We start from the raw sequence: 24076 nt of genomic DNA, 5'->3' as shown, positions 1-24076 counted from the left end.
GCACGGCGGATCGTGCATTTTGCCAATCGCATTCATTCGCATCATCATCGTCGGGATAAGTATTCTTATCACAACGCCACGATTTACCACCCAAACTCGATCAGACGCAAATACCGCGAGCCGCACCCCCTGCCCTCTCAACGGGGGTTCTACAAGGCCGGTCGGCGCCGGCGCCAACAGTCAACCCACGACCAGATGCACGACGAACAGCAGCAACACGATAAAAATAGCGACTGCAACGAGTGCGGCAACGATCACGGCGAAGGGATTGAGTTGCGTCGCATCCGCTTCGAGATTTTTTCGTTTGTTGATCCCGAGAAACGCCAGAAAGACCGCGCGGAACGCACGAACGATCTGATCTTTACCTGTTTCAGCCATATAGTTCTCCTTCACCTGAATAAAAATAATGCGGGATATCGCGCGGCGCGAAGCGCGCGAGAATCCCGCTGTTCTTGCGACGCGGCTCGTTCGCTCATGTTTCGTCGGAGGCCGCGCGCCTTATCGTCCGATAGGAAGACCGGTTGGTTCGATCCAGCCCAGCCGATACGCGATGAGCAGCGCCAGAAACAACGTGATCGACAACCCGACGCGAGCCGCGAGCGACCATGCCATGCGCTTGGTTGTGCCCCGGTCGTGATTCATGAAGTACAGCGCGGAAATCAAGCTACCGATAATCAAAACAAATGCGACAGCAACCAGAAACGTCTTCATTTTTCATGCCTTGCGAGATCAGAATCAGTTTGAATCAATGCAGCCGGCTTTTGCCGCTCGGCAGCAACGTCGCCGACACCCGATGCCGGTCGTGCTCACCGCGGGAGCCAGCGAGGTCTCGCCGCTGAAGGATTGCCACGGACGGCGGCTTCACGCTCCGCGCGATCGGCACGCCGTCAAAATGCCGCGCAGCAAATCGACCGGCGGCGGCGGACATCCGGGAATGGTCACATCGACGGGCAGGACCGACGAAACAGGGCCGCACACCGCATAGCTGTCGGCAAAGATGCCGCCCGTGCACGCGCACTCGCCGGCCGCGACGACCAGCTTCGGCGCCGGCGTCGCGTCGTACGCGGCAAGCAAGGCCGCCTTCATGTTCAGCGTGACGGGGCCGGTCACGAGCAGCAGGTCCGCATGGCGCGGGCTGGCGACGAACTTGATCCCGAGCCCTTCGATGTTGTAGTACGGGTTGTTCAGCGCGTGGATCTCCAGCTCGCAACCGTTGCACGAACCCGCGTCGATCTGCCTGATGCACAATGCGCGCCCGAGGAGGTCGAGAATGTCCTGACGAATCTGCTGCACCTCGTGTCGCCAGGCGGCTTCCGTGGCCGGCACGGGTTCATCGGGAAATTCGGTGCGCGCGAATTGACGGATGAGTTGCCACATCAGAGATCGTGCCCCGCGTAGTTCAGGTTGAACGATTTGTTGATCAGCGGGAAATCGGGAACGATGTTGCCGATGATCGCGTGCTCGAGCGCCGGCCAGTTCTGCCACGACGGATCGTGGCAATGGCAGCGGGCGATGGCATCGCCCGCTGCCGTCTCGAGCCCGACGAATATGTCACCGCGCCAGCCCTCCACCCAGCCGACGCCGCTGGATGGCGCCGTCGCGGGCGCGACGCCGGTGACGATCGGCCCGTCCGGAAGCGCCGCCAGCAGTGCGCCGATCAGACGCAGCGATTCGTCGACTTCGGCAAACCGCACGGCGACCCGCGCGGCGACGTCGCCGCGCGCATCGCTTGCCGCCTTCACGGCCAGGTCGTGGTAAGGGGCCGGCCGCAGGTTCGCGCGCACGTCGAAGGTCTGGCCGCTGGCGCGGGCGGCCATGCCGCGCACGCCGAAATGCGCGACGACGTCGGCAGTCAGTCGACCGGTGCCGAGAAACCGGTCCTGCAGCCCGGACTGGTCTTCGTAGATCTTCCGCATCACGTGCACTTCGCGGGCGATGCGTTCGCACTGTTCGGCGAGGACCGCCGCGTCCTCGTGATGAATGTCGACGGCCAGCCCGCCCGGCACGATCCGGTCCATCAGGTATCGATGCCCGAAGATCCCGCCGTTGGTCCGTATCCAGTTCTCCTTGAGCCGCGAGAACTGCGCGAGACCGAACGCGAATCCGGCATCGTTGCCGAGCGCGCCCAGGTCGCCGAGGTGATTGGCGATGCGCTCGCGCTCGAGCAGGAGTGCGCGCAACGCCAGTGCACGCGCCGGCACGGCCGTGCCGCATGCCTGCTCGAGCGCCATGCAATAGGCCCACGAGAACGCGACGGTCGAGTCGCCGGCGATCCGGCCCGCGACGCGATGGCCGTTCGATGCGGCCGTCCGTTCGAACAGCCGTTCGACGCCGCGATGCGTATAGCCAAGCCGTTCCTCGAGTCGCAGCACCTTCTCGCCGACGACCGAGAACCGGAAATGGCCCGGCTCGATGGTGCCGGCGTGAATCGGTCCGACCGCGATTTCGTGCACACCGTCGCCGGCAACCTGCACGAACGGATAATCCGCTTCGTTCGATTCGAATCGCTCGATTCCGGTGGCCTGCTTGCGCAGTGGGAAATAGTCGCCGGGCCAGTTGCCGTGATTGAGCCACGGGCGCGTGTCACGCGCATCGCGCTCGCGCAGGCCGGTCAGGTCGAAAATCGCGCGCTGCATGCGTGCGGCGGCGGGAAACACGCCCGCGAGATCGGGATAGTCGCCGTCGGCCCGCGGTTGCCGCCCTGTCGCGAGACGGATCCACAGGAGCCCGTCGTCACATTCGTACGCCGCGTTGACCGACAACACGCGCCCGGGCGTTTCGCCGCCCCACATCGCAACGAGCCGGCTTTGCTCCATTCGCGCGGCCTGTGCGATCTCGAGCCATCGCGGTTCGTCGACGTCGACCACCGTAGCCGGAACCTGGCCTGCCTCGTGCCGGAGGCGAATCGAGCCGTCCGCCTGAATCAAGTCGAGTCGCATCGCTTACCCCGCCAGCATCGTCGCAGCCTGGCGGTACCACATCGCCAGATAAGGCGGCACGTACAGCCCCAGCATCAGGCCGAGTCCCAGATGCACGAACACCGGCAGCAGTGCCGGCCGGTGTTCGAGCGGGGTCGCCGTCGTCGTTTCGCCGAACACCATCCGCTGCACGCGCGCGAAGATCGCCGCGAACGCGACGGCGAGCCCGAGCAGCAGCAACGGCGCGGTCCACGGGAGGGTGTTCATGGCCGTCGTCAGGATCAGGAATTCGCTCGCGAACACGCCGAACGGCGGCAGGCCGAGAATCGCAAGCGCGCCGAGCATCATTGCCCAGCCGACCGCCGGGCTGACCTGCAGCAGCCCGCGAATACCGTCGATCGCCTGCGTGCCGGCCTTCTGCGCGGCATGGCCGACCGCGAAGAAGATCGCCGACTTGACGAGGGAATGAACCGTCATGTGCAGCAGTCCGGCGAACGTCGCGATCGGGCCGCCGAGCCCGAACGCGAACGTCATCAAGCCCATATGCTCGATCGACGAGTACGAGAACAGGCGCTTCACGTCCTTCTGCCGGAACAGCGAGAACGACGCGATCAAAACCGACACGAGCCCGAACCCGACCAGCAACCGCCCCGGCAGGCCGTTGCCGAGCGCGCCGTCGGCCAGCACCTTGCAGCGCAGCACCGCATACAGCGCGACGTTCAGCAGCAGGCCGGACAGCACCGCCGAAATCGGCGTCGGACCTTCGGCATGCGCGTCCGGCAGCCAGCTGTGCATCGGCACGAGGCCGACCTTGGTCCCGTAGCCGACCAGCAGGAACACGAAGGCGATCGACACGATCGTCGGGTCGAGCTGCGTCCTGACGGCGGCCAGGCTCGTCCACAGCAACGCGTCGCCGTCGGTCAGTTGCCGGCTCGCGGCGAGGTACAGCAGGATCGTGCCGAACAGTGCCTGGGCGATCCCCACGCCGCACAGGATGAAGTACTTCCATGCGGCTTCGAGGCTCGCGGCGGTGCGGTAGACGCTGACGAGCAGCACGGTGGCGAGCGTGGCGGCTTCCATGGCAACCCACAGCACGCCGACGTTGTCGGTCAGCAGCGCGAGCAGCATCGCGAACATGAAGAGCTGATACATGCTGTGATAGAGCCGCATCCGCGCGGTCGTCATCCGGCCGCGGGCTTCCTCGATCTGCATGTAGGGCCGGGAAAACAGCGACGTCGTCCAGCCGACGAACGCCGTGAGCGCAACGAGATAGACATTGAGCGGATCGACGAAAAACGCCCGTCCGAATGCGAACGACGGCCCGTGCTCGACGGTGCGCGCGGCAAGCACCAGCGTTGCCGCGAACGTCAGGAAGCTGAAGCCGACGTTCAGATGGCGCGCGACCCGGCTCGGCCGCACGCAGGCAAGGCACGCCGCGCCCGCGAGCGGCAGGCCCAGCACGGCGAGCACGACGTCGGCGTCATTCATCTTTGAGTTTCTCGAGGTGATGGATGTCCAGGCTGTCGAACTGCTCGCGAATCTGGAACATGAAGACGCCGAGGATCAGGATGCCGATCAGCACGTCGAGCCCGATGCCGAGCTCGACGATCATCGGCATGCCGTTGGTCGCGGCCGCCGCCGCGAAGAACAACCCGTTCTCCATCGACAGAAAGCCGATCACCTGCGGAATGGCCTTGGCGCGCGTGATCATCGTCATGAACGACAGCAGCACGCACGCAAGCGCAATGCCGAGCGTGCCGCGTGCGACCGAGGTCGCGAGCTGGCTGATCGGCGCGGCGACATTGAACGCGATGATCACGAGGACGATGCCGATCAGCAGCGTGGTCGGAATATTGATGAGCGGCTCGACGTCGGTCGTGACGTCGAGCCTGCGAACGAGCCGATACAGGAACCACGGGATCACGCCGACCTTCAGCACGAGCGTCAGCCCGGCGGACACATACAGGTGCACGTCGTTCGTGACGAAGCCGAGGATCAGGTTCGCCGACACGAGCGCGACGCCTTGTAGCGTATAGAGATGGATCAGCGACAGGATCCGGCGCTGGCTCAGCATCGCGAACGACAGCATCAGCAGCACGGCCGCGAGGAAATTGATCAGTTGCGTCGCGTAGCCGTGCATTCATGCCCCCAGCAGCAGGTGAACGAGCATGCCGATCACGGCCAGCAGGAAGGCGGTCGCCAGGAATTCCGGCACCCTGAAGAGGCGCATCTTCGCATTGGCCGTTTCGACCACGGCGAGCGCGACACCGCCCGCCGTCAGTTTGAGGAAGAGCACCGGCACCGCCAGCAGCAGCGCCACCGGATCGCCCGCATTCGCGATGCCCCAGGGCACGAACAGCGCGAGACCGATGCACGAATACGCGAACAGCTTGAGGCTTGCCGCCCACTCCATCAACGCAAGGTGCCGTCCCGAATATTCGAGGATCAGCGCCTCGTGGATCATCGTGAGCTCGAGGTGCGTGGTCGGATTGTCGACAGGCAGCCGCGCATTTTCGGCTAGCGCGACCAGCGTGAACGCGATGCCGGCGAACGCCAGGCTCGGATAGATCGTGAGTTCGCCGCGGCCGAGCGTCGCGACGATGCTCGTCAGCAGCGTCGACTGCGTAATCAGCGAGGCCGACAGGAGCACCATCAGCAGGGCCGGCTCCGCGAGGAAACCGATCAGCATTTCGCGGCGGGCGCCGAGCGTGCCGAACGCCGTGCCGGCGTCCATCGCCGCGAGCGACAGCGTGACGCGCGCGAGCGCAAACAGGCCGACGAGCGCGATCGCATCGGCGGCGGGCGACAGCGGCAACTCGGTCGACAGTGTCGGCACGATCGCGCACGCGAGCGTCATGGCGGCCCAGACGACATAGGGCGCGCCGCGGAACACGGGGCTCGCGCCGTGCGCGATGACCGACTCCTTGTTGAACAGCTTGTGGAGCATCCGGTAGGGTTGCCAGATGGACGGCGCACGCCGGTTCTGAAGCCACGCGCGGCATTGGTTGACCCAGCCCGTGAGCAACGGCGCGGCCGCGATCGCTATCACGATTTCGAGGGTCTGCGAGATGACGCCGGACAGGGTTACCATCGTCTCACCAACATCAGAAGCACGATCAGCACGACGAAACTGTATGTCAGGTAAACCGCGATCTTGCCTGTCTGCAGGCGGCCCGCCCAGTCGGCGGCGCGTTGCGTCAGTGCCGCGATGCGCGCGTAGAGTGCGGACCAGGTGCGATCGGTCACCGACACCCGGTAGGCCGGCTGTGCGTCGAACGGCGACGGCAGTTGCCGCTCGATGCGCAGCAGCGGCGCGAAGATTTCGCGGATCGGCTGCCCGAAGCCTTCCGCCGTATCCTGCATGCGCGCGGTCGTGAACGGGAAACCGCAGCCCCACGGCGCCGCGCGGCGCAGCCGGCCGTGATAAAAACGCCGCACCAGCAGCCACGCGAGCCCGCAGCAGGCGATGAAGAACAGCATGAACGCGGCCGGCATGTAGCTGGCACGAGCGGCCGATACGGGCGCGAACAGCAGCCAGCCATGATTGGCCGCGCCGACGCCGGCCCCGACCAGCGTGTGCGTGACGCGATCCAGCAGCTTGACGAATTGCGCGGGCATCAGCCCGAGCAGCACGCTGGCGGCCGCGAACCAGCAGAACGCGAGCCGTTCCCACGTGTTCGCGTCGCGGGCGCGGTTCAGCTTCGCTTCTCTCGGTTGCCCGAGGAACACGATGCCGAAGAACTTGACCATCGTGTAGCCGGCTAGCGCGGCCGACATGGCGACCAGCGCGGCGGCGATCGGCACCGTCATGGCGAGCACCGAATCGGGCAACTGCGGCGCGAACAGAAAACCCTGCAGCAGCAGCCACTCGGCCACGAAACCGCTGAGCGGCGGCAGGCCCGCGCTCGCCGCGACGCCCGCGAGTACCGCCCATGCGGTCCACGGCATGAAGCGAATCAGTCCGCCGAGCTTGCCGAGGTTGCGCTCGCCCGTGGCGTGGAGCACGGCGCCCGTGCCCAGGAACAGCAGGCTCTTGAACGCCGCATGCGCGACGATCTGATAGAGCATCGCGGTCAGGGCGAGCGCGGACAGGCTCGTCATCCCGTACGCGCGAAACAGCACCGCGAGACCGAGCGCGACGATCATCAGGCCGACGTTGTCGATCGACGAATAGGCGAGCAGGCGCTTCATGTCGACCTGGATGGTGCTGAACACCACGCCGAGCAGCGCGGTGCCGATGCCGAGCACGAGCAGCAGCACGCCCCACCACGCCATCTGCACGTGCAACAGGTCGAACAGGACGCGCAGCAGGCCGTACAGACCGACTTTCAGCACGAAGCCGCTGAGGAGCGCCGAGACCGGCGACGGTGCCGCGGGATGGGCCTCCGGCAGCCACACATGCAGCGGGAAGATCCCGGCCTTCGCGCCGAACCCGACGAGCGCGAACAGGAACGCGAACGATGCGGGGAGCGAATCCAGCGACTGCGCGCGCAGGTTGGCGAAGGTGTAGTCGCCGGTGCGCGCCTGCAGAATGCCGAAGCAAAGCAGCAGCGCGAGCGCGCCGACGTGCGAGATCAGGAAATACAGATAACCCGCCCGGCGGATTTCGCCGATCCGGTGGTTGGTCATCACGAGAAACGTCGCGGACAGCGTCAGCGTCTCCCAGGCGACCATGAACACGTACGCATCGTCAGCGATCAGCACCAGTGCGATGCTCGCGACGCAGACATGGTATTCGAAGCAGATCAGCCCGGGCGCGGCCCCTTCGCCCTTGCGGAAATATCCGGCCGAAAAGGCGCCGATCCCCGTGCTGACGAGGCCGAGCACGAACAGGAAATAGCCGGACAAGCGGTCGAGACGCAGATGAAAGGGCAAGCCGGGAAGCCCGATCGGCAGCACCGCCGAAGAGGGCTCGGCAAAGATGCCGGCGAGGCCCGCCGCGCCGATGAGCAGCCCGGCCAGTGCGCCGAGCGGAAACAGGCCGTGGGCCACCAGTCGCGTGCGATGCAAGGCCCCGAGCCCCAGCGTACCGACCGCGAGCCACGCGGCCACGGCCAGCAGGACGAAATGGACGACCGGCACGGGTGCCATCCGGAATGTCTCCAGTACGCTCGGGTTGGACGAGGTGGTTGGAATGGCCGCGGCTCCCGCGACGTATTCCTGCCCGCATTATGACACCGAAAATCAAATCTGGATAACAAGGTATGATAATGCCGTTATCATATAAACCTCATGCTTCCCCGGATGGAACGGATGGCCGCGGCGATGGGTCGCGGCGCTCCGGGCTCCGTTCAGGGCGTCATTGCCCCGACCCTGGCGACTGAGGAAAGACCCTATGCCAGCGCAGTACTTCCGAAGCCTGACGGGAAAACACCGCAGTGCGGCCGCGAACCGCCAGCTCGGGTTTTCGCTTGCCTTTATCGCCGGCGCCGCCAATGCCGGCGGTTTTCTTGCGGTCAGGCAGTACACGTCGCACATGAGCGGAGTCGTGTCGACGATCGCGGATCAGGCGGCGCTCGGCGACGTCCGGCTCGTGCTGGCCGGCATCGGCTCGCTGGCGTCGTTTCTGGTCGGCGCCGGGTGCTCGGCGGTGCTCGTCAATTGGGGGCGTCGCCGCAGCCTGCAGAGTCAGTATGTGCTGCCGCTGCTGGTCGAAGCTGCGCTGCTGCTGTTGTTCGGGCTGCTCGGCAGCCACCTCGCGCTCTGGGAAGCGTTCTTCATGCCGGTCACGGTGATCCTGCTGTGCTTCATCATGGGGCTGCAGAACGCGATGATCACGAAGCTGTCGGGGGCGGAAATCCGCACGACGCACATGACGGGCATCGTGACGGATCTCGGCATCGAGCTGGGCAAGCTCTTTTACTGGAATCGCTCGCATGCCGATGTGCACGCGCAGGCGGTGATCGCCAACCGCGCGAAGCTCAGGATTCACGGAACGATGCTGACGTCGTTCTTCGTCGGCGGCCTGGCCGGCGCTATCGGCTTCAAGCATGTCGGCTACGTCTCGACCGTGCCGCTCGCCGCGGCGCTCGTCACGCTCGCGATCGTGCCCATTGTGGACGACGTGCTTGAATATCTCTACCGGCTTGACCGCAGGTCATGAGCCGGCACAACGCGAAACGCAACCCGACTTCGGAGAACGCATGGTCGAAGAGCAAGTTCATGTCGGCGGACGCCTGGGTCTGAACGGGCACCGCTCCGCCCTCGTTGCGGCGACGGCGTCGCGCTACGCAAGCGAGGTCGCCTGCACGTCGCAAGGCAGAACGGCCAACGCCAAGGACGTGATGTCCGTGATGACCTTGTGCGTCCCCTCCGGCGCCCTGGTTCATGTCACGGCAATCGGCGCCGACGCGAGCGAGGCCGTTCGCGCGTTGGTCAACGTCCTGTCGGCGGCGGACCCTGCTTGAGGCGCTGCCGCCGAACCCGCTCGACACGCGGGCGCCGCACGCCGTCCGGTGCCGCTCGCCAAGGGCCAATGCATTATAATTCGATTAGCATATTTGCCGACTCTGCCCCGCAATGGAAACGAAAACCGCACGCTTGACCATCCTGATCGATCCCGCCAAGAAAGCCGCGTTCGACATGCTCTGCGCGGCGCAGGATCTGACGCCGTCGCAAGTCGTGCGGCAGTTGATTCGCGAATATCTCGATCAGCACGGCGTGAACTACAAGACAAAAAGCCCGCTCAGCAAGCGGGTGAAGCGAAGCGCGGCCTGAGCTCGAGGCAGTTCAGGCGCCGATTTCCCAGTGCGCGTGCCCCTGCGCATGCCAGATCAATCGTTTCGGGTCCAGGCGCTCCCCTTCCTTCAGGCGCCGGGCGATCGACGAGAGCTTGAGTTCGCCGGCAAAAGCAAACGAAAGCACGCGCTCGAACAGCACTCGCCGGGACGGCAGTCGAAGCGGCCCTTTCCAGGCAAAGGCGACGAAGTTGCTGTCGTCCTCGCATCGGACCACCGCATACGAAAGACCGAACACGGCGCTTAGCCGCTCGATGTAAGCGGGCAGCGACGGATCGTCGTCCGTGAGGTTGATTGCGAGCACCCCCGCATCGCTCAACCGCTCGCGACAGGCGGTAAAGAACGCGACATCCGCGCACCGGCTAGGCATCCCTTCCGCGACAAAGGCATCCAGGAGGATCACATCCGTGCGGACGTCCTCCCGGGTCACGTACTCCGCGCCATCCGCACAGATCACCTTGAACCGGGCATCGTCCGCAGGAATCCTGAACACGTCGCGCAGTGCGATGACTTCCGGATCGATTTCGACCGCGTCGATGGCGACGTCGGGCAGATGCCGATAACAGAACTTCGCCAGCGAGCCTCCGCCGAGCCCGATCATGCAGATGTGTCTCACGGCCGGGTACAGCAGCAGACATCCCATCATGGTTCGCGTGTAGCCGAGTGCAAGCTTGTCCGGCGTGCGCAGCGACATGAAGCTTTGGGTGGCCAGGTGATCGAAGTGCAGCGAGCGTGCATGCTGCGTCTCCAATACATACGGGCGCCCGTCGTTCAACGGGGTCGACAGAAATTTGACGAACGCATCGTAGGAGGTTCGATCCTGCTCCATGCTCGATAGCCCAGGTAAGCAAATAGTGGGTGGGATCCCCCGTGGCGAACCGCAACGACAATCGCGTTCGCCATCGGTGAGCGCGCGGCACGTCATCGGCTCGCGGACGGGCCGACGACTGAACAAGCGCACACACCATTATAATGCAATACACATTTCCTTAACGTCGCCTTATAATGTCTGCCAACCGCCGTTCGCCGGAATTGCGGGCGAATTTGCGGAGGTAGTCGACATGTTCGATATGGATGGGATGCTGCTGTTGCCCGATCGGCGCCCCGTATCCCTGCTGGAGGTCGCGGGAAGTCAGGGGCTTGTCGTGGTGGGCGTGGGGCGCGGCGGCGAGCGCGGTTTCCAGATGGTTCACCGCTTCCACGATGCGGGTGAACGGCTGGCGGCAGCCGGTATCCATCTGGCCTTCGTTTATCCGAGGGAGTCGGCCCGGCATGTGATGGATCCGATCTCGGTGGCCAGTGCGCGATTCCGCCACCACCCGCGCCTGCTGCTCGACGTGGATGGCTGCTGTTTCGCGCAGGGCGTGTCTCCTCGATTGCTGAAGGCGGTGTATCTGGGCGAGGAAATGAAGCGTCTCGCCGGCCTCGATATCGATGTGCGCAACGCCGCATGGGAAATGGAGTTCCAGGCGTTTCTGATGGCCTGCCAGCTCGCCCCGTCCCACTGAATACCACGATCCAATCTCACGGCATACGCGAGGAACATGGCAACCGTCGTCTATTTCGAAATAGGTTCCGCATGGAGCCGGAACGGTGCGGCGTCCGTGCGCGATGAGCTGGTGGACACGGCGCGCCGTTTCGACAGCGACATCCTGCTGATCGCGAACGGGCGCCACGGGAATGCAAAGGATGGCATGGCCATCTCGTCGCTTCAGGTACGGCGCGGCACGTCCGCGCAAGTCCTCGCCAGCGGCCCGGACGAAGAGGCAGCGCTGCACGCGCTTTTGCCCTTGCTGCAGGAGGGCTGACCCGCGTGCCACCTGTCGATCTCCCGTACCTGGGCCTGCGCTCGGCGTCCCCGGCCCAGGCCGCCGACAAGCCGATCGTCGTGGAAACCGAGCACCTCGTCTCGCTGTGCTTCGACGGCCGCGGCATGCAGAGCACCATGCTGCGGGCGGCCCCGGATGCCCTCGCACTCGGTTACACGCGCACGATGATGGGCTTCCTGTTGCTTCAGCCGGAACCCGCCCGCGTGGGCTTGATCGGGCTCGGCGGCGGTTCGCTGGTGAAGTATTGCCATCGGAACCTGCCGAACACCCATCTCACGGCAATCGAAATCAATCCGGACGTGATTGCCCTTCGCGACCGGTTCCACATTCCGCCCGACGACGAACGACTGACGATCATCTGCGCGGATGCGGCGCAGCACTTGTCGACGACCGCGCACACATTCGATGCCCTGTTGCTGGATGGTTTCAATGCGGATGGCACGCCGTCGGAACTCTGCAGCGCCGCGTTCCATGACACCTGTCGCGCGCGCCTGAACGACGACGGCGTGCTTGTCGTCAATCTGCTGGGCGACGATCCGCGCCTGGGCGATCGTCTCGCGAGACTTCATGAAACGTTCGGTTCTTCAGTCGCACTCGCACCGGCCGAGGACAGCGCAGGCAACGTGATCGCCTTCGCGTGGAAGCACGACGCACCGCTACCGTCGCTCGAAACATTGATTGAACGTGCGGATCGACACCGTGGACGGCACGGCATCGACCTCGTTGAGGCGGCCGTACGCATCGAGGTCGGCGCCGGTTACGACTGGACGCGCCTGAGTGCGTGTCTTGCCGTTTGAGTCCGGACATACCGCGCACCTGATCATGATCACATTTCTGGAGAAGCCATGAGCGAAAACGAAACTTCGACTGTTCCGACCATCTCGGCATCCGCGATCTGGGCGCTGGAGCGCCTGGCCGATATTCGCTACGGTCGCGATACGCCCGCACTTGGCTGGTCCATCACCCGGGAGCTCATCGGCGCCGGATTTGTGCGCTATCCGACGAACGGTCGCGGCAGCGTTTCGATTACGGCGGCCGGACAGACGTTCCTGAAGAACCGGAAATAGTTTTTGCCGACGTCACTCGAGAATCGCACGGTCGACATGACAAAAGGCTGAACGTGCTTTCCTGCTTGCGGTCCCTTGTCGCGCGACGCAAATCCCGACGGCTTCCCGCGATTCATTTTCAATCCCGGCCGATCGCGATCGAGCCGGGCATCGACCATGCGCGCCATTCGGGCTGGGAAGTCGTGATCCTGGCGGCGTCGGGCGACACCGTCGGCACGGCGATATACAGTCTGGCGCCACGAACCGATCGGGTCTACATCCATCGGCTGGACATTTGCCCGTCGATGAGACGCCGCGGCCATGGTCTCGCCTTCCTGTCGTATCTGCATCGAACGTATCAGTTGCCGATTACCGCCATCGACGCACCGCCGGATGCCCGATCGTTCTGGTGCGCCGCGAGCGCCTTTCGATCCGGCGCATTGCGGGTAACGCCCGGGCAATCCTCCGATGCGTTTCGCGACGAACTGGTTCAATGGCAGCATCGGCAGGCGGAAATACTCGGCTTGCGCCCCCCGTCATCGGAATCATCGGATACCTAAACGAGCTGACGTGTGTGCTCGCAAGCACCGCGCCGGCCCTGTCGACAGTCGTCCCGCTCCACGCGGCAAACGCCGGCGGGGCACGGCCACCCGGTCGCGGGACGACGATCGCGCCGCCTGCGCAATCCATGCAGCGGCCGCGGCGCACGCGGCCACGTTCGCTCACGCCGTCGCGGCTTCGCGCTGCAACGCCGGCAGCTCCAGATTCGCGCGGAAATCGCCGCCGACATAGTCGGTGTCGAGCAGCTCGCGCCGACGCAATTCGGGAAGCAAACCGTTGAGCAGCAAATCCTCCTGATCGGGCTGGCCGAGCCCGTGCAGCGACAGCACGTCGACGAGCCCCGCGCGATAGCGCGTTTCGATCGCATCGGCGAGTTGCGCCGGCGTGCCGGCGACGAACCAGTGGCCGGTCTCCTGCGCGCGGATGATCAGCTCGCGCAGCGTGAGCCGCTGGCGCGCATAGCCGATGAAGATCGCCACGCGTCCGCGCCGGCGCTGCACGCTGTCGATCTCCGGCAGCAGCGATTCCGGCAGCGGCTGGTCGAGCGGCAGATCGCGCAGGTCGATGCCGCCGCCGAGCATGTCGGCGAGTTTCAGCCGGCCTTGTTCGTAGTCGATGCGTTCGTGCTTGTCGCGCAGCCGCCGCGCGACGTCGGCATCGGATTCGCCGATCACCGAATGAAACGAGTTCATCACGAGCGGCAGCCGGTCGCCGCGGCCGAATGCAACGGCCTGCCGGTGCAGCTCGGCGACGAACGTGCGCGCATCGTCGAGCGTCGGCTGCGACGTGTAGACGACTTCGGCGTACCGCGCGCCGAGCGATACGCCGCTGGCCGACTGCCCGGCCTGAAACAGCACGGGCCTGCGCTGCGACGACGGCGGCACGTTCAGCGGCCCCTGCACCTGGAAGTGCTCGCCGCGGTAGTCGATCGCACCGAGCTTGCGCGGATCGACCGAGACGCCGCCTGACGGAGCGCGGCGCGTCGCGGCCGGGTCATTCGCGTCGAACAGCGCGTTGACGACCTCGACGAATTCGGCCGCGCGCGCATACCGCCGTTCCGGATCGGGCAGCGCCGCGTCGCCGAAATTCTCCTCGCCGACCGACGACGTCACCGCGTTCCACGCGGCGCGGCCGCCGCTCACATGATCGAGCGTGCCGATCAGCCGTGCGAGGTTGTACGGATGGTGATAGGTCGTCGACACCGTCGCGACGAGCCCGATGGCCGAAGTCGCCTGGCTCAGCGCCGCGAGCGCGACGATCGGCTCCTGGCTGCCCGTGCTGCCGGCGAGGCCGGCCGAATCGGCCTGCAGCAGATCGGCGGTGAAAAGACCGGTGATCTTCTCGGCTTCGGCCTTGCGCGCGAGCGCTGCCGCGCGTCGCACGCCCTGCGCCACATCCGCATCGCCGGGCGCGTACAGCACGCTCGCGGCCCCGACGAGCGTCTTCAGTCGTCTGCGCGCGCCGCTCATGATGCGGCTCCGGTCGTCGCGCGACGGCGTGCGGTGCGCGCCGCGCGTCGTTCACCCTGGTCGTTCATCTGCATTCCTTGAGATTCCGGTCGGTCGGAGGACGCATGCCGGCGTCGCGACGGCGAGCGCGCTCGCGCCGGATCGTCCGGCATGCTCCGGCAACGCGCCGCGAGGCGCGCAGCCAATGACCATAACGCAAGCCCCCCGGTCGGCCGGAACCAATATTTTCGGCTTTCGATATTCTTCTTGATTGTTTGACCGCGCGAACGGCAGCGAAAAATAATTCGTCATGCCAACCCGTTGATCAGGCCGCTTCGACCCGCGCCGATCGCATCATCATGACGTTCGACGCCACTCGCTCCGATTCCGCTTTGTCCGCCCTGCCGTTCCGCTTGAGCGTGCTCGACAAGAGCCCCGTTGCGCCGGGAGAAACCGCCGCCGACGCACTGGCGCGCAGCGTCTCGCTCGCACGCTTCGCCGATGCCGCCGGCTATCACCGCTACTGGCTCGCCGAGCATCACAACACGGCCGCGCTCGCATGCCCGTCGCCGGAGATCCTGATCGCGCACGTGCTGGCCCATACCCGGCGTATCCGCGTCGGATCGGGCGGCGTGATGCTGCAGCACTACAGTCCGTACAAGATCGCGGAAAATTTCAACCTGCTCGCGTCGCTCGCGCCGGGCCGCGTCGATCTCGGCATCGGCAAGGCGCCGGGCGGCCTGCCGCTGTCGACGCGCGCGCTGCAGGCCGGCTACGATCCGGCGCGCCGCCCGTCGTTCGCCGATCTCGCCGACGAACTGAATCGTCATCTTCAACACACGGACATCCCGCACGACGCATCGGACGACGCGGCTTCGCTGCACGCGACGCCGCGCCCGCCAGCGCCCGCACACCCGTTCCTGCTCGGCGCAAGCGCGGAAAGCGCGACGCTCGCCGCGACGCTCGGCTGGGCGTTCGTCTATGCGTCGCATCTGAACGCATCCGCGACGGACCTGGAACGCGCGTTCGATACGTACCGCCGCGCGTCCGGCGGGCGCACGCCGCTGCTCGCGGTCTCCGCGATCGTCGCGTCGACGCGCGACGCAGCCGCGCAACTGGCAAGCGGCCATCAGGGCTTTCGCGTGCAGGTCGGCGACACGCCGGCCGTCAACGTCGGCAGCCTCGAACAGGCACACGCATACATCCGTCAGGCAGGCAACGGCCCGCACCGGATCGAGCCGCGCGAAACGCGCATCGTGCACGGCACGCGCGACGACGTACTGCGCGAGCTCGACACGCTGCATCGTCGCCACGGGATCGACGAATTCGTCGTCGACACGCCGCTCGCCGACGCCGCACCGCGGATTGCGTCGCTGCGGCTGCTGTCCGGCGCGGCGGCGCTGAACGCACCGGACTCGCGAGACTCGAGCGCGCGCACGGCCGCCTGCCAGCCGGACTTCGAAGGCGCCGCGCCATGACCGACACGATCCGCATCGCCGGCGCCGACGACGTGCCGGCCCTCTATGCATTGCTGCAGGACGCCTACGCACCGCTCGTGCCGCAAGGCGTGCACTTCACGATCACGCGCTCGCCGATCGAACGGGTCGCGCAAGCCGTCGCGCGCGAAACGACGTTCGTGCTGGAGCAGACGGCACCCGACGGCCGCGCGGCCCTCGCGGCCACGTTGACCGTGCGGTTTCCGTGGGTATCCGGCGAACGCCATCGCACGCCGCATCCGTTCCTGCACTGGTTCGCGGTCGCGCCGGCGTTCAAGCGGCAAGGGCTCGGGCACGCGCTGCTCGAACACGTCGAGACGCAGTTCCTGACCGCGCAGGTCAAGGCGCCCGCGACGTATCTCGCGACCGCGACCCATCATCCGTGGCTGCAGTCGTACTACGAGCGCGGCGGCTACGTGCCGTTCGATCGCTCGACGAACGCGCTCGGCACGCCGCTCGTCTGGCTCAGAAAAATCCTGATCCCGGAGCTCTACGAGGGTCCGGCGACGGCCGACACCGCGCCGGACGGCCTGCGTCTCTCCGCGAACGCGTGACGCGCGGGCTCACCCTGCTTCGCATCCTGCATCCCCTGCCCTCCCTCTCGTGAAAGGCTTCAACGCATGACTCTCGCATTTCCGGATTCCGCTTTCCGCGCGTCGCGCCGCGCCGCCTCGACCGCCCTGCTGCTCGCCGTCGCGATGCCGCATGCGGCGTTCGCCCAGGGCGCGCCCGTCTCCGGCGGCACGCTGACCTGGGGCGTCGAAACGGAGCCCCGCACGCTGAATCCGCAACTGAACGGCCAGGACAAGGTCGAGCTGCTGCTGCGCAACGCCTACGAAAGCCTGCTCGCCCAGAAGCCCGACGGCAGCTACGTGCCGTGGCTCGCGACCGGCTACAAGGTCTCGGCCGACGGCAAGACCTACACGTTCACGCTGCGCGACGGCGTGAAGTTCACCGACGGCGCGCCGTTCGACGCGCAGGCCGTCGCCCGCAACTTCCTGAACGCGCGCGAGCTGTCCTATTCGGCCGGCAGCCAGCTGGCACAACTGATCTCGCACGTCGCGGACGTGAAGACGCCGGACGCGCATACGGTCGCGATCACGCTCGACGCGCCGTATGCGCCGTTCCTGACGTTCGCCGGCCGTCTGCCGCTGCTGTCGCCGAACGCGTTCGGCCGGCCGAGCCTGAAGTCGGGCGGCACGGACATTGCGGGCACCGGCCCGTTCATCCTCAAGCGCTACGTGAAAGGCCAGGAAATCGAGTTCGCGAAGAACCCCGACTATCGCTGGGCACCGCCGACGGCGGGCCACCAGGGCCCCGCGTACCTCGACCGGGTGGTCTACCGGTTCCTGCCCGAATCGTCGGTGCGCACCGGCGCGCTGTTGTCCGGCCAGGTCGACGTGATCGAAGGCGTGTCCGGCAACGACGCTGCGCTGATCCGCAAGAACGCCGACTTCACGTACCGCCGCGCGCTCAACACCGGCACGCCCTACTCGCTGTTCCTGAACGTCGACTACGGCCCGACCCGCGACGTGAAAGTCCGCCGCGCGCTGCTCGAAGGACTCGACGCGACCGGTATCGTGCAGTCGATCTACCGCGGCGAGCGCACGCGCGCGTGGGGCATCACGTCGCCGATCGATCCGCTCTACGACGCCGCCGTCGAAAAGACCTACGGCAACAATCCGGCGCTCGCGAACCGGTTGCTGGACGAAGCCGGCTGGCAGGCACGCGACGGCAGCGGCTACCGGACCCGCAACGGCGAACGCCTGACGATCGCGGTGATCCAGGCGCAGGCGACGGTACGCGACCAGCGCGACGTGCTGCTGCAGGCACTGCAGGCGCAAGCCCGGCAACGCCTCGGCGTCGACCTGAAGATCCAGTACGTCGACGACGGCACGTACGTCGAAGCGCGCAAGAGCGGCAAGTTCGGCTCGATCGCGAACTCGAACACGCCGCCCGACGGCATCGACATCGAAGGCCACTACCTGCCGGTCGGTCACGGCGGCGCGCTGAACTACAGCCGTGCGTCGGCGCCCGAGCTCACGCGCTGGCTGCAGGCGGCCGCGCGCACGCAGAACGTCGCGCAGCGCAAGCAGCTGTACGGCGAACTGCAGCACTTCGCGATCAACGAGCAGGCGTACGCGGTGCCGCTGTACGAGCCCGAGGATCAGATCGCGGCCGCGAAGGCGGTCCAGGGGCTGCGCTTCCGCTCGTTCGCGCAGATGCCCGAGAACCCGTACGACGTGTGGGTGAAGAAGTAAGCCGGCGCGCAGCGCGCCCGCCTTTGCATCACGGTTCGCGCCGATCCGACAGGAGATTTTCCAAATGAACCATTCGACCTCCGCGCCCGTCGCCGTCCCCGACACGCTGCCGGCCGCGCCATCGCCTGCCGCATGGCGCCGCTGGGCGGGTTCGCCGGTCGTCACGCGGCTTGCCACCGGCGTGCTCGTGCTGTGGGCCGCGGTCACGCTGTCGTTCGCGGCCGTGCATCTCGCGCCGGGCGACATCGTCGGCATCCTGGTCGGCGAGCAGGTGAGCACGCCCGAGATCGAAGCCGCGATCCGCCAGGAATGGGGGCTCGACGAACCGCTCGCGCTGCAGTACGTGCATTACCTGTGGCGCGTGCTGCACGGCGACTTCGGCCGCTCGTACATCCTGAACACCGACGTCGCGCCGCTCGTGCTCGGCCAGCTGTGGCCGACGCTGAAACTGACGGGCGCGGCGCTCGTCGTGACGATCGTGTTCGCGGTGGGCCTCGCGGTGCTGACGGCCGGCCGCCGCTGGGCGGGGCGCGCCGCATCCGGCGTCGAACTGCTGCTGGCATCGACGCCGTCGTTCTGGCTCGGGATCATGCTGCTGTTCGTGTTCAGCTTCACGCTGAAGCTGTTCCCGGTGGCCGGCGATCGCGGCTTCGCGTCGCTCGTGCTGCCCGCGCTGTCGCTGGGGCTCGCGCAGGGCGCGGTGATCGGCCGCGTGCTGCGGCAAGGCATCGAGCGCGCGCTCGACGAGCCGTATGCGCTGACGGTGCGTTCGTGGGGGATCGGCGGGCTCGCGCTGCGCGTGCGCCATGCGCTGCGCCACGCGGCGCTGCCGGCCGTCACGCTCGCCGGCTGGCTCGTGGGCGGCCTGCTGAGCGGCGCCGTGATCACCGAGCAGGTGTTCGGCCGGCCGGGCCTCGGCAAGGTGACGGTCGACGCGGTGCTGTCGAAGGACATGCCGGTGATCCTCGCGATCGCGATCCTGTCGGCCGCGATCTACGTCGCGCTCAGCACCGCCGTCGATCTGCTGTACCTGCTGATCGATCCCCGCCTGCGCGAACGCCGCGCACGGCATTGAACCGGAGGCACCGATGTCCACTCCCGTCGCCCTCGCATTGCGCCCGCGCGCGGCACGCAGCACGGCCGGCTGGCTGTACCGCCATCCGGGGCTGGCGCTCGCCGCCGTCTATCTGCTGCTGAACGTCGTCGCCGTCGTTGCGCCCGGCTGGCTCGCGCACTCCGATCCGCTCGCCGCCGATCCGCTGTCCGCGCAGCTCGGCAGCAGCGCCGGGCACTGGCTCGGCACCGACCAGCTCGGCCGCGACATCTACTCGCGCGTCGTGTATGGCGCACGCTACTCGCTGTCGATCAGCGTGGCCGCGATCGGCGTCGCGACGCTGTTCGGCACCGCGCTCGGGCTGCTCGCCGGGCTCGCCCGCGGCTGGCTCGACGAGCTGATCACGCGCTTGCTCGACGTCGTGTCCGCGTTCCCCGACCTGCTGCTCGCGCTGATGCTGATCTCGTTCACCGGCCCCGGCGCGGTGAACCTGGTGTTCGCGCTCGGCGTCGCGTCGGTGCCGCGCTTCGCGCGCGTCGTGCGTGCGCAGACCTTCGTCGTCGCGTCGTCCGGCTACGTCGAGCACGCGCGCACGCTCGGCCTCGCGCCGGCGGTGCTGGTCTGGCGGCACGTGCTGCCGCACGCGATCGCGCAGGTGCCGGTACTCGCGACGGTCGGCCTCGGCACCGCGATCATCGGCGCGTCGGGGCTGAGCTTTCTCGGCATGGGGCCGCAGCCGCCGGCAGCCGAATGGGGGCTGATGCTCGCCGAAGGCCGCAACTATCTGTACAACGCATGGTGGATTGCCGTGTGGCCCGGCCTCGCGATCACCGCGGCCGTGATCGCGGTGAATGCGCTCGGCGGCTACTGGCAGGCGCGCTTCGAGCGCCGGGAGGCGGCATGAGCACGGTCGAAGTCGGGCCGCAGCCGACGCCCGCGCGTGGCGCGCCGGTGGTCCGTATCGAGCAGCTGACCGTCGGGTTCCGCGGCGCGCGCGGCACGCAGCCCGTCGTCGGGCCGCTCGATCTCACGCTGCATGCCGGCGAATGCGTCGCGCTGGTCGGCGAGTCGGGTTCCGGCAAGTCGGTTACCGCGCGCAGCCTCGTCGGGCTGAACGGCCCGCATGCCGCGATCGACGCGGCGCGCTTCGACATCGCCGGCACCGACGTGCGCCGCCACCGGGAACGCGACTGGCGCGCCATTCGCGGCCGCCGGATCGGCTATGTGCTGCAGGACGCGCTGGTGTCGCTCGATCCGCTGTGGCGCGTGCGCGACCTCGTCGCCGAAGCGCTGCACGACACGCGGCGGCGCGATGTCGCCGCGCGCAGCGCCGACCTGCTCCGCTCGGTCGGCATCGACGATCCCGAGCGGCGGCTGCCGCAGTATCCGCACCAGTTGTCGGGCGGCTTGCGGCAGCGCGTGCTGATCGGCACCGCGATCGCGGGCGGCGCGTCGCTGCTGATCGCCGACGAGCCGACCACCGCGCTCGACATGACCGTGCAACGCCAGATCCTGTCGCTGCTGCGCGCGCGCCGCGATGCCGGCGACGCGGTGCTGCTGATCAGCCACGATCTCGCCGTCGTCGCCGAACTGGCCGACCGCGTGCTCGTGATGCGCGGCGGCCGGATCGTCGAGCAAGGGCCGGCACGCGACGTGCTGAGCGCGCCGACGCATCCGTACACGCGCCAGTTGCTCGCGGCGATTCCCACTGCCGCGTCGCGCGGGTACCGGCTCGCGGCCACCGCGCGCGTGCCGCTGCCGCCGAAACGCATCGATACGGGCGCGCCGGTGCTCGCCGTCGACGCGCTGACGAAACGCTACGGCGGCCGCGACACGCCGGCCGCGGTCGACGGCGTGTCGTTCACGCTCGCACGCGGCGAGACGCTCGGCATCGTCGGCGAATCCGGCTCCGGCAAATCCACGGTCGCGCGGATCGTGCTCGGACTCGTCGAACCGGACGGCGGCACCGTCGCGCTCGACGGCCAGCCGTGGAACGGCGTGCCGGAAGCCGCGCGGCGTGCCCGCCGCGCGCGGCTGCAGTTGATCGCACAGGATCCGTACAGCTCGTTCGACCCGCGCTACGCGGTCGGACAGATCGTCGGCGAAAGCCTCGATGCGGCCGGTATCCACGGCGACGCGCGGCGTCGGCGCGTGCTGCAGCTCCTCGACGAAGTGCAGCTCGGCGCCGGTTGCATCGACCGGTATCCGCGCGAACTGTCCGGCGGCCAGCGGCAGCGCGTCGCGATCGCGCGCGCGTTCGCGTCGAATCCCGCGCTGCTCGTCGCGGACGAGCCCGTCAGCGCGCTCGACGTGTCGATCCAGGCGCAGGTGCTGGACCTGCTCGCCGACCTGCAGGCCGAGCACGGCACCGCGATGCTGTTCATCTCGCACGATCTCGGCGTGGTGCATCACGTCGCCGACCGGATTCTCGTGATGCGCGGCGGCCGCGTCGTCGAAAGCGGCCCGGTCGACCGGGTGTTCGGCGCGCCGTCGCACCCGTACACCGCGTCGCTGCTCGACGCGCTGCCGACCCTGCCCGACGCGCCGGCAGCATCGCCGCTGCCCGCCCACGCCTGACCTTTGCCCTTCACCGAACCGCTGCCATGAGCCCATCGACTTCCGCTTCTCCCCGTCAGATCCATCTCGGCGCCATCATCCAGGGCGCATCCGGCAACATGTCCGCGTGGCGGCACCCGGACGCGGTCGCCGACGCGAGCATCAGCGTCGACTTCGTCCGCACGCTCGCGAAACAGGCCGAAGCCGCGAAATTCGACCTGCTGTTCGTCGCCGACGGGCTGCACATCAACGCGAAGTCGATCCCGCACTTCCTGAACCGTTTCGAGCCGCTCACGCTGCTGTCGGCGCTCGCGCTCGTCACCGAACGGATCGGGCTGGTCGGCACGCTGTCGACGTCGTACAGCGATCCGTTCACCGTCGCGCGGCAGTTTTCGAGCCTCGACCACCTGAGCGACGGCCGCGCCGGCTGGAACGTCGTCACGTCGCCGCTCGAAGGTTCCGCGAAGAATTTCTCGCGCGCCGCGCACCCCGAGCACGCGCTGCGCTACCGGATCGCGTCGGAATTCCTGACGGTGACGAAAGGGTTATGGGATTCGTGGGAGGACGACGCGTTCGTGCGCGACAAGGCAAGCGGCGTGTTCTTCGATCCGGACAAGCTGCACACGCTGAATCATGTCGGCGAATTTTTCTCGGTGGCCGGGCCGCTGAACATCGGCCGCTCGCGGCAAGGGCGCCCGATCCTGTTCCAGGCCGGCGCGTCCGACGACGGCAAGGGCGTCGCGGCCGAGCATGCCGATGCGATCTACACGCGCCAGGAGACGATCCCGCTCGCGCAGGCGTTCCATGCGGACGTTCAGCGACGGCTCGCCGCGCACGGCCGCGCGCCCGACAGCCTGAAGGTGTTCCAGGGAATCAGCGTGATCGTCGCGGCGTCGGCCGCCGATGCGGAAGCGCAATACCAGGACACCGCCCGGCTCGTGACGATCGACAACGCGCTCGACTATCTCGGCCGCTACTTCGATCACCACGACTTTGCGCAATACGCGCTCGACGTGCCGTTCCCCGATCTCGGCGAACTCGGCAGCAACCAGTTCCGCAGCACCACCGACGCGATCAAGCGCGACGCGGCCGCGCGCGGCCTGACGTTGCGCGAGGTGGCGCTCGAAGCGGCCACGCCGCGGCCCGCGTTCGCGGGCACGCCCGAACAGGTCGCCGACGGGTTGCAGGCGTGGGTCGACGCGCGCGCCGCCGACGGCTTCATCGTGCGCGGCGGCACGCCGACCGCGTTCGCGGAATTTGCGTCGAAAGTCGTGCCGATCCTGCAGGAGCGCGGCGCGTACCGGCGCGATTACGACGGCACGACGCTGCGCGAACACCTCGGGCTGCCGTATCCGTCGAACCGCTACGCGCAGGCGGCGTAAGCATCGGCGGTGCCGGCTTGTCGGCTTGTCGGCTTGTCGGCTTGCCGGCTTCGGTCGGCTTCGAACCGACTCCGCCCGGCCCGCTCATGCTGCCGGGCGGGCATGCGCGGGCGCACCGCGCATCACCGCCCGATCGGCAGCCCCGTCGGCTCGATCCACCCGAGCCGGTACGCGATCAGCAGCGACAGAAACAGCGTGATCGACAACCCGACGCGCGCCGCGAGCGACCACGCCATCCGCTTGCTCGTCCCGCGATCGTGATTCATGAAATACAGCGCGAAAATCAGGCTCGCGACAATCAGCGCGAACGCCATCGAAACCAGTGCAATCTTCACTGTTGATGCTCCTCCAGGCCCGCATCGGCCTTCAGCAGTTCGGCCAGCCGCTGCCGCTCGGCGGCGACGTCGGCAACGCCCGATGCCGGCCAGTCCAGCGCCACGCCATTGCCCAGCGAATCGCGCACCAGCGTCTGGTAGTGCCGGTCGCTGATCCGGCCCTCATCCATCGCTTCCGCGATCTCATGTCTGAACGGTAGCGGAAAGCTCGCGTATCCGCGCGACAGCGCCGCATATTGCCGCGCGTCGACTTCTTTCGACGAAGGGATGACGGCCCACACCACGACGGCCACGATGGCCGTAAACGGGATAGCCGTGTAGCGAAGAACGAACTTGATCGGGGTCATGACGCGGATATCGAAGTGACGGCGAACACGTGCCGTGTGAAACCGGAAGCAGCCGGACGACCGGTCGCGCAGACGACGCAGCCGCCCGGGGCAACCCGGGGCCGCA

Annotated in this window: 27 protein-coding genes; 15 read left to right on the top strand and 12 right to left on the bottom strand. The window is 67.2% G+C overall.

The window, feature by feature from the left end; genetic code table 11:
- Positions 1–180: 180 nt before the first annotated feature.
- The 8 genes from BME24068_RS19245 to hyfB form a co-directional block, all read right to left on the bottom strand.
- The gene (locus BME24068_RS19245) at positions 181–378 is read right to left on the bottom strand and encodes a DUF2970 domain-containing protein (RefSeq protein ID WP_096507014.1); all 198 of its coding nucleotides are present in this window, start codon (positions 376–378) and stop codon (positions 181–183) included.
- A 120-nt stretch (positions 379–498) separates the two neighbouring features.
- Positions 499–711 (bottom strand): twin transmembrane helix small protein, encoded by a 213-nt coding sequence (locus BME24068_RS19240; RefSeq protein WP_096507015.1) that lies wholly within the window; start codon positions 709–711, stop codon positions 499–501.
- 150 nt (positions 712–861) lie between these two features.
- Positions 862–1377, bottom strand: coding sequence for an NADH-quinone oxidoreductase subunit B family protein (locus BME24068_RS19235; RefSeq protein WP_096507016.1), 516 nt, complete (start codon positions 1375–1377; stop codon positions 862–864).
- Positions 1377–2939 (bottom strand): hydrogenase large subunit, encoded by a 1563-nt coding sequence (locus BME24068_RS19230; RefSeq protein ID WP_174927040.1) that lies wholly within the window; start codon positions 2937–2939, stop codon positions 1377–1379. Before BME24068_RS19230 ends, BME24068_RS19235 begins: the two co-directional genes overlap by 1 nt.
- Before the next feature lie 3 nt (positions 2940–2942).
- Positions 2943–4406: a hydrogenase 4 subunit F gene (locus BME24068_RS19225; RefSeq protein WP_096507018.1), complete on the bottom strand. Its 1464-nt coding sequence runs from the start codon at positions 4404–4406 to the stop codon at positions 2943–2945.
- Positions 4399–5058 (bottom strand): formate hydrogenlyase, encoded by a 660-nt coding sequence (locus BME24068_RS19220; RefSeq protein WP_096507019.1) that lies wholly within the window; start codon positions 5056–5058, stop codon positions 4399–4401. The genes BME24068_RS19225 and BME24068_RS19220 overlap by 8 nt, the downstream gene beginning before the upstream one ends.
- Positions 5059–6009 (bottom strand): respiratory chain complex I subunit 1 family protein, encoded by a 951-nt coding sequence (locus BME24068_RS19215; RefSeq protein WP_096507020.1) that lies wholly within the window; start codon positions 6007–6009, stop codon positions 5059–5061.
- Positions 6003–8009, bottom strand: coding sequence for a hydrogenase 4 subunit B (gene hyfB, locus BME24068_RS19210; RefSeq protein ID WP_174927039.1), 2007 nt, complete (start codon positions 8007–8009; stop codon positions 6003–6005). Before hyfB ends, BME24068_RS19215 begins: the two co-directional genes overlap by 7 nt.
- A gap of 244 nt (positions 8010–8253) precedes the next feature.
- On the opposite strand from hyfB, the gene BME24068_RS19205 reads away from it, so the two are divergent.
- The 3 genes from BME24068_RS19205 (at position 8254) to BME24068_RS19195 (ending at position 9635) form a co-directional block, all read left to right on the top strand.
- Positions 8254–9021, top strand: a complete 768-nt coding sequence (locus tag BME24068_RS19205) for a YoaK family protein (RefSeq protein WP_096507022.1) — start codon at positions 8254–8256, stop codon at positions 9019–9021.
- A 40-nt stretch (positions 9022–9061) separates the two neighbouring features.
- Positions 9062–9325, top strand: coding sequence for an HPr family phosphocarrier protein (locus BME24068_RS19200; protein ID WP_162826275.1), 264 nt, complete (start codon positions 9062–9064; stop codon positions 9323–9325).
- Positions 9326–9437: 112 nt separating this feature from the next.
- A complete protein-coding gene (locus tag BME24068_RS19195; protein ID WP_096507023.1) occupies positions 9438–9635 on the top strand; it encodes a ribbon-helix-helix protein, CopG family in 198 nt (65 codons plus the stop codon).
- Between the two features lie 12 nt (positions 9636–9647).
- Here the strand turns inward: BME24068_RS19195 and BME24068_RS19190 are convergent, their stop codons facing one another.
- Positions 9648–10484, bottom strand: a complete 837-nt coding sequence (locus BME24068_RS19190; RefSeq protein ID WP_096507024.1) for a fused MFS/spermidine synthase — start codon at positions 10482–10484, stop codon at positions 9648–9650.
- 232 nt (positions 10485–10716) lie between these two features.
- Between BME24068_RS19190 and BME24068_RS19185 the strand changes: the two genes are divergently transcribed.
- The 5 genes from BME24068_RS19185 to BME24068_RS35070 all read left to right on the top strand — a co-directional run bounded on the left by BME24068_RS19185 (position 10717) and on the right by BME24068_RS35070 (position 13090).
- Positions 10717–11163, top strand: a complete 447-nt coding sequence (locus BME24068_RS19185) for a hypothetical protein (protein WP_096507025.1) — start codon at positions 10717–10719, stop codon at positions 11161–11163.
- A 36-nt stretch (positions 11164–11199) separates the two neighbouring features.
- The gene (locus tag BME24068_RS19180; protein ID WP_096507026.1) at positions 11200–11463 is read left to right on the top strand and encodes an HPr family phosphocarrier protein; all 264 of its coding nucleotides are present in this window, start codon (positions 11200–11202) and stop codon (positions 11461–11463) included.
- A 5-nt stretch (positions 11464–11468) separates the two neighbouring features.
- Positions 11469–12281: a fused MFS/spermidine synthase gene (locus BME24068_RS19175; protein WP_174927038.1), complete on the top strand. Its 813-nt coding sequence runs from the start codon at positions 11469–11471 to the stop codon at positions 12279–12281.
- Between the two features lie 48 nt (positions 12282–12329).
- Positions 12330–12551: a hypothetical protein gene (locus tag BME24068_RS19170; RefSeq protein ID WP_096507028.1), complete on the top strand. Its 222-nt coding sequence runs from the start codon at positions 12330–12332 to the stop codon at positions 12549–12551.
- Positions 12552–12616: 65 nt separating this feature from the next.
- Positions 12617–13090, top strand: a complete 474-nt coding sequence (locus BME24068_RS35070; protein ID WP_239007960.1) for a hypothetical protein — start codon at positions 12617–12619, stop codon at positions 13088–13090.
- Between the two features lie 162 nt (positions 13091–13252).
- Here BME24068_RS35070 and BME24068_RS19160 read toward each other — a convergent pair whose 3' ends face one another.
- On the bottom strand, positions 13253–14560 hold the full coding sequence (locus BME24068_RS19160; protein ID WP_174927037.1) for an NtaA/DmoA family FMN-dependent monooxygenase: 1308 nt from the start codon (positions 14558–14560) through the stop codon (positions 13253–13255).
- Between the two features lie 338 nt (positions 14561–14898).
- On the opposite strand from BME24068_RS19160, the gene BME24068_RS19155 reads away from it, so the two are divergent.
- The 7 genes from BME24068_RS19155 to BME24068_RS19125 all read left to right on the top strand — a co-directional run bounded on the left by BME24068_RS19155 (position 14899) and on the right by BME24068_RS19125 (position 23288).
- Positions 14899–16017 carry an MsnO8 family LLM class oxidoreductase gene (locus BME24068_RS19155; RefSeq protein WP_174927036.1) on the top strand — a complete coding sequence of 373 codons (1119 nt, stop codon included), beginning with the start codon at positions 14899–14901 and terminating at the stop codon, positions 16015–16017.
- Positions 16014–16589 carry a GNAT family N-acetyltransferase gene (locus tag BME24068_RS19150; protein ID WP_096507031.1) on the top strand — a complete coding sequence of 192 codons (576 nt, stop codon included), beginning with the start codon at positions 16014–16016 and terminating at the stop codon, positions 16587–16589. Before BME24068_RS19155 ends, BME24068_RS19150 begins: the two co-directional genes overlap by 4 nt.
- A gap of 66 nt (positions 16590–16655) precedes the next feature.
- Entirely contained in the window at positions 16656–18296 is a 1641-nt protein-coding gene (locus BME24068_RS19145) for an ABC transporter substrate-binding protein (RefSeq protein WP_096507032.1), read from the top strand.
- Positions 18297–18360: 64 nt separating this feature from the next.
- Positions 18361–19371 (top strand): ABC transporter permease, encoded by a 1011-nt coding sequence (locus BME24068_RS19140; RefSeq protein WP_174927035.1) that lies wholly within the window; start codon positions 18361–18363, stop codon positions 19369–19371.
- Positions 19372–19384: 13 nt separating this feature from the next.
- Positions 19385–20254 carry an ABC transporter permease gene (locus BME24068_RS19135; RefSeq protein ID WP_174927034.1) on the top strand — a complete coding sequence of 290 codons (870 nt, stop codon included), beginning with the start codon at positions 19385–19387 and terminating at the stop codon, positions 20252–20254.
- Entirely contained in the window at positions 20251–21927 is a 1677-nt protein-coding gene (locus BME24068_RS19130; RefSeq protein ID WP_174927033.1) for a dipeptide ABC transporter ATP-binding protein, read from the top strand. Before BME24068_RS19135 ends, BME24068_RS19130 begins: the two co-directional genes overlap by 4 nt.
- Before the next feature lie 26 nt (positions 21928–21953).
- A complete protein-coding gene (locus BME24068_RS19125; RefSeq protein ID WP_174927032.1) occupies positions 21954–23288 on the top strand; it encodes an LLM class flavin-dependent oxidoreductase in 1335 nt (444 codons plus the stop codon).
- 122 nt (positions 23289–23410) lie between these two features.
- Here BME24068_RS19125 and BME24068_RS19120 read toward each other — a convergent pair whose 3' ends face one another.
- Both BME24068_RS19120 and BME24068_RS19115 read right to left on the bottom strand, forming a co-directional pair.
- Positions 23411–23602, bottom strand: coding sequence for a DUF2909 domain-containing protein (locus tag BME24068_RS19120; RefSeq protein ID WP_174927053.1), 192 nt, complete (start codon positions 23600–23602; stop codon positions 23411–23413).
- A gap of 17 nt (positions 23603–23619) precedes the next feature.
- Positions 23620–23970, bottom strand: a complete 351-nt coding sequence (locus BME24068_RS19115; protein WP_096507038.1) for a hypothetical protein — start codon at positions 23968–23970, stop codon at positions 23620–23622.
- Between the last annotated feature and the right edge of the window lie 106 nt (positions 23971–24076).

It is taken from the genome of Burkholderia anthina, assembly GCF_902498995.1.
Classification (GTDB): Bacteria; Pseudomonadota; Gammaproteobacteria; order Burkholderiales; family Burkholderiaceae; genus Burkholderia; species Burkholderia anthina.
Note: the sequence above shows the minus strand (reverse complement) of the source record. Positions and strands in the feature narration are given on the sequence as shown.

Coding starts and splice junctions, on each gene's coding strand:
- BME24068_RS19240 (WP_096507015.1), bottom strand. CDS start 711: ATGAAGACGTTTCTGGTTGCTGTCGCATTTGTTTTGATTATCGGTAGC.
- BME24068_RS19225 (WP_096507018.1), bottom strand. CDS start 4,406: ATGAATGACGCCGACGTCGTGCTCGCCGTGCTGGGCCTGCCGCTCGCG.
- BME24068_RS19155 (WP_174927036.1), top strand. CDS start 14,899: ATGACGTTCGACGCCACTCGCTCCGATTCCGCTTTGTCCGCCCTGCCG.
- BME24068_RS19115 (WP_096507038.1), bottom strand. CDS start 23,970: ATGACCCCGATCAAGTTCGTTCTTCGCTACACGGCTATCCCGTTTACG.
- BME24068_RS19190 (WP_096507024.1), bottom strand. CDS start 10,484: ATGGAGCAGGATCGAACCTCCTACGATGCGTTCGTCAAATTTCTGTCG.
- BME24068_RS19245 (WP_096507014.1), bottom strand. CDS start 378: ATGGCTGAAACAGGTAAAGATCAGATCGTTCGTGCGTTCCGCGCGGTC.
- BME24068_RS19135 (WP_174927034.1), top strand. CDS start 19,385: ATGTCCACTCCCGTCGCCCTCGCATTGCGCCCGCGCGCGGCACGCAGC.
- BME24068_RS19235 (WP_096507016.1), bottom strand. CDS start 1,377: ATGTGGCAACTCATCCGTCAATTCGCGCGCACCGAATTTCCCGATGAA.
- BME24068_RS19130 (WP_174927033.1), top strand. CDS start 20,251: ATGAGCACGGTCGAAGTCGGGCCGCAGCCGACGCCCGCGCGTGGCGCG.
- BME24068_RS19205 (WP_096507022.1), top strand. CDS start 8,254: ATGCCAGCGCAGTACTTCCGAAGCCTGACGGGAAAACACCGCAGTGCG.
- BME24068_RS19150 (WP_096507031.1), top strand. CDS start 16,014: ATGACCGACACGATCCGCATCGCCGGCGCCGACGACGTGCCGGCCCTC.
- BME24068_RS19160 (WP_174927037.1), bottom strand. CDS start 14,560: ATGAGCGGCGCGCGCAGACGACTGAAGACGCTCGTCGGGGCCGCGAGC.
- BME24068_RS19215 (WP_096507020.1), bottom strand. CDS start 6,009: ATGGTAACCCTGTCCGGCGTCATCTCGCAGACCCTCGAAATCGTGATA.
- BME24068_RS19195 (WP_096507023.1), top strand. CDS start 9,438: ATGGAAACGAAAACCGCACGCTTGACCATCCTGATCGATCCCGCCAAG.
- BME24068_RS19170 (WP_096507028.1), top strand. CDS start 12,330: ATGAGCGAAAACGAAACTTCGACTGTTCCGACCATCTCGGCATCCGCG.
- BME24068_RS19200 (WP_162826275.1), top strand. CDS start 9,062: ATGGTCGAAGAGCAAGTTCATGTCGGCGGACGCCTGGGTCTGAACGGG.
- BME24068_RS19145 (WP_096507032.1), top strand. CDS start 16,656: ATGACTCTCGCATTTCCGGATTCCGCTTTCCGCGCGTCGCGCCGCGCC.
- BME24068_RS19185 (WP_096507025.1), top strand. CDS start 10,717: ATGTTCGATATGGATGGGATGCTGCTGTTGCCCGATCGGCGCCCCGTA.
- BME24068_RS19220 (WP_096507019.1), bottom strand. CDS start 5,058: ATGCACGGCTACGCGACGCAACTGATCAATTTCCTCGCGGCCGTGCTG.
- BME24068_RS19180 (WP_096507026.1), top strand. CDS start 11,200: ATGGCAACCGTCGTCTATTTCGAAATAGGTTCCGCATGGAGCCGGAAC.
- BME24068_RS19140 (WP_174927035.1), top strand. CDS start 18,361: ATGAACCATTCGACCTCCGCGCCCGTCGCCGTCCCCGACACGCTGCCG.
- hyfB (WP_174927039.1), bottom strand. CDS start 8,009: ATGGCACCCGTGCCGGTCGTCCATTTCGTCCTGCTGGCCGTGGCCGCG.
- BME24068_RS19125 (WP_174927032.1), top strand. CDS start 21,954: ATGAGCCCATCGACTTCCGCTTCTCCCCGTCAGATCCATCTCGGCGCC.
- BME24068_RS19120 (WP_174927053.1), bottom strand. CDS start 23,602: ATGGCGTTCGCGCTGATTGTCGCGAGCCTGATTTTCGCGCTGTATTTC.
- BME24068_RS19230 (WP_174927040.1), bottom strand. CDS start 2,939: ATGCGACTCGACTTGATTCAGGCGGACGGCTCGATTCGCCTCCGGCAC.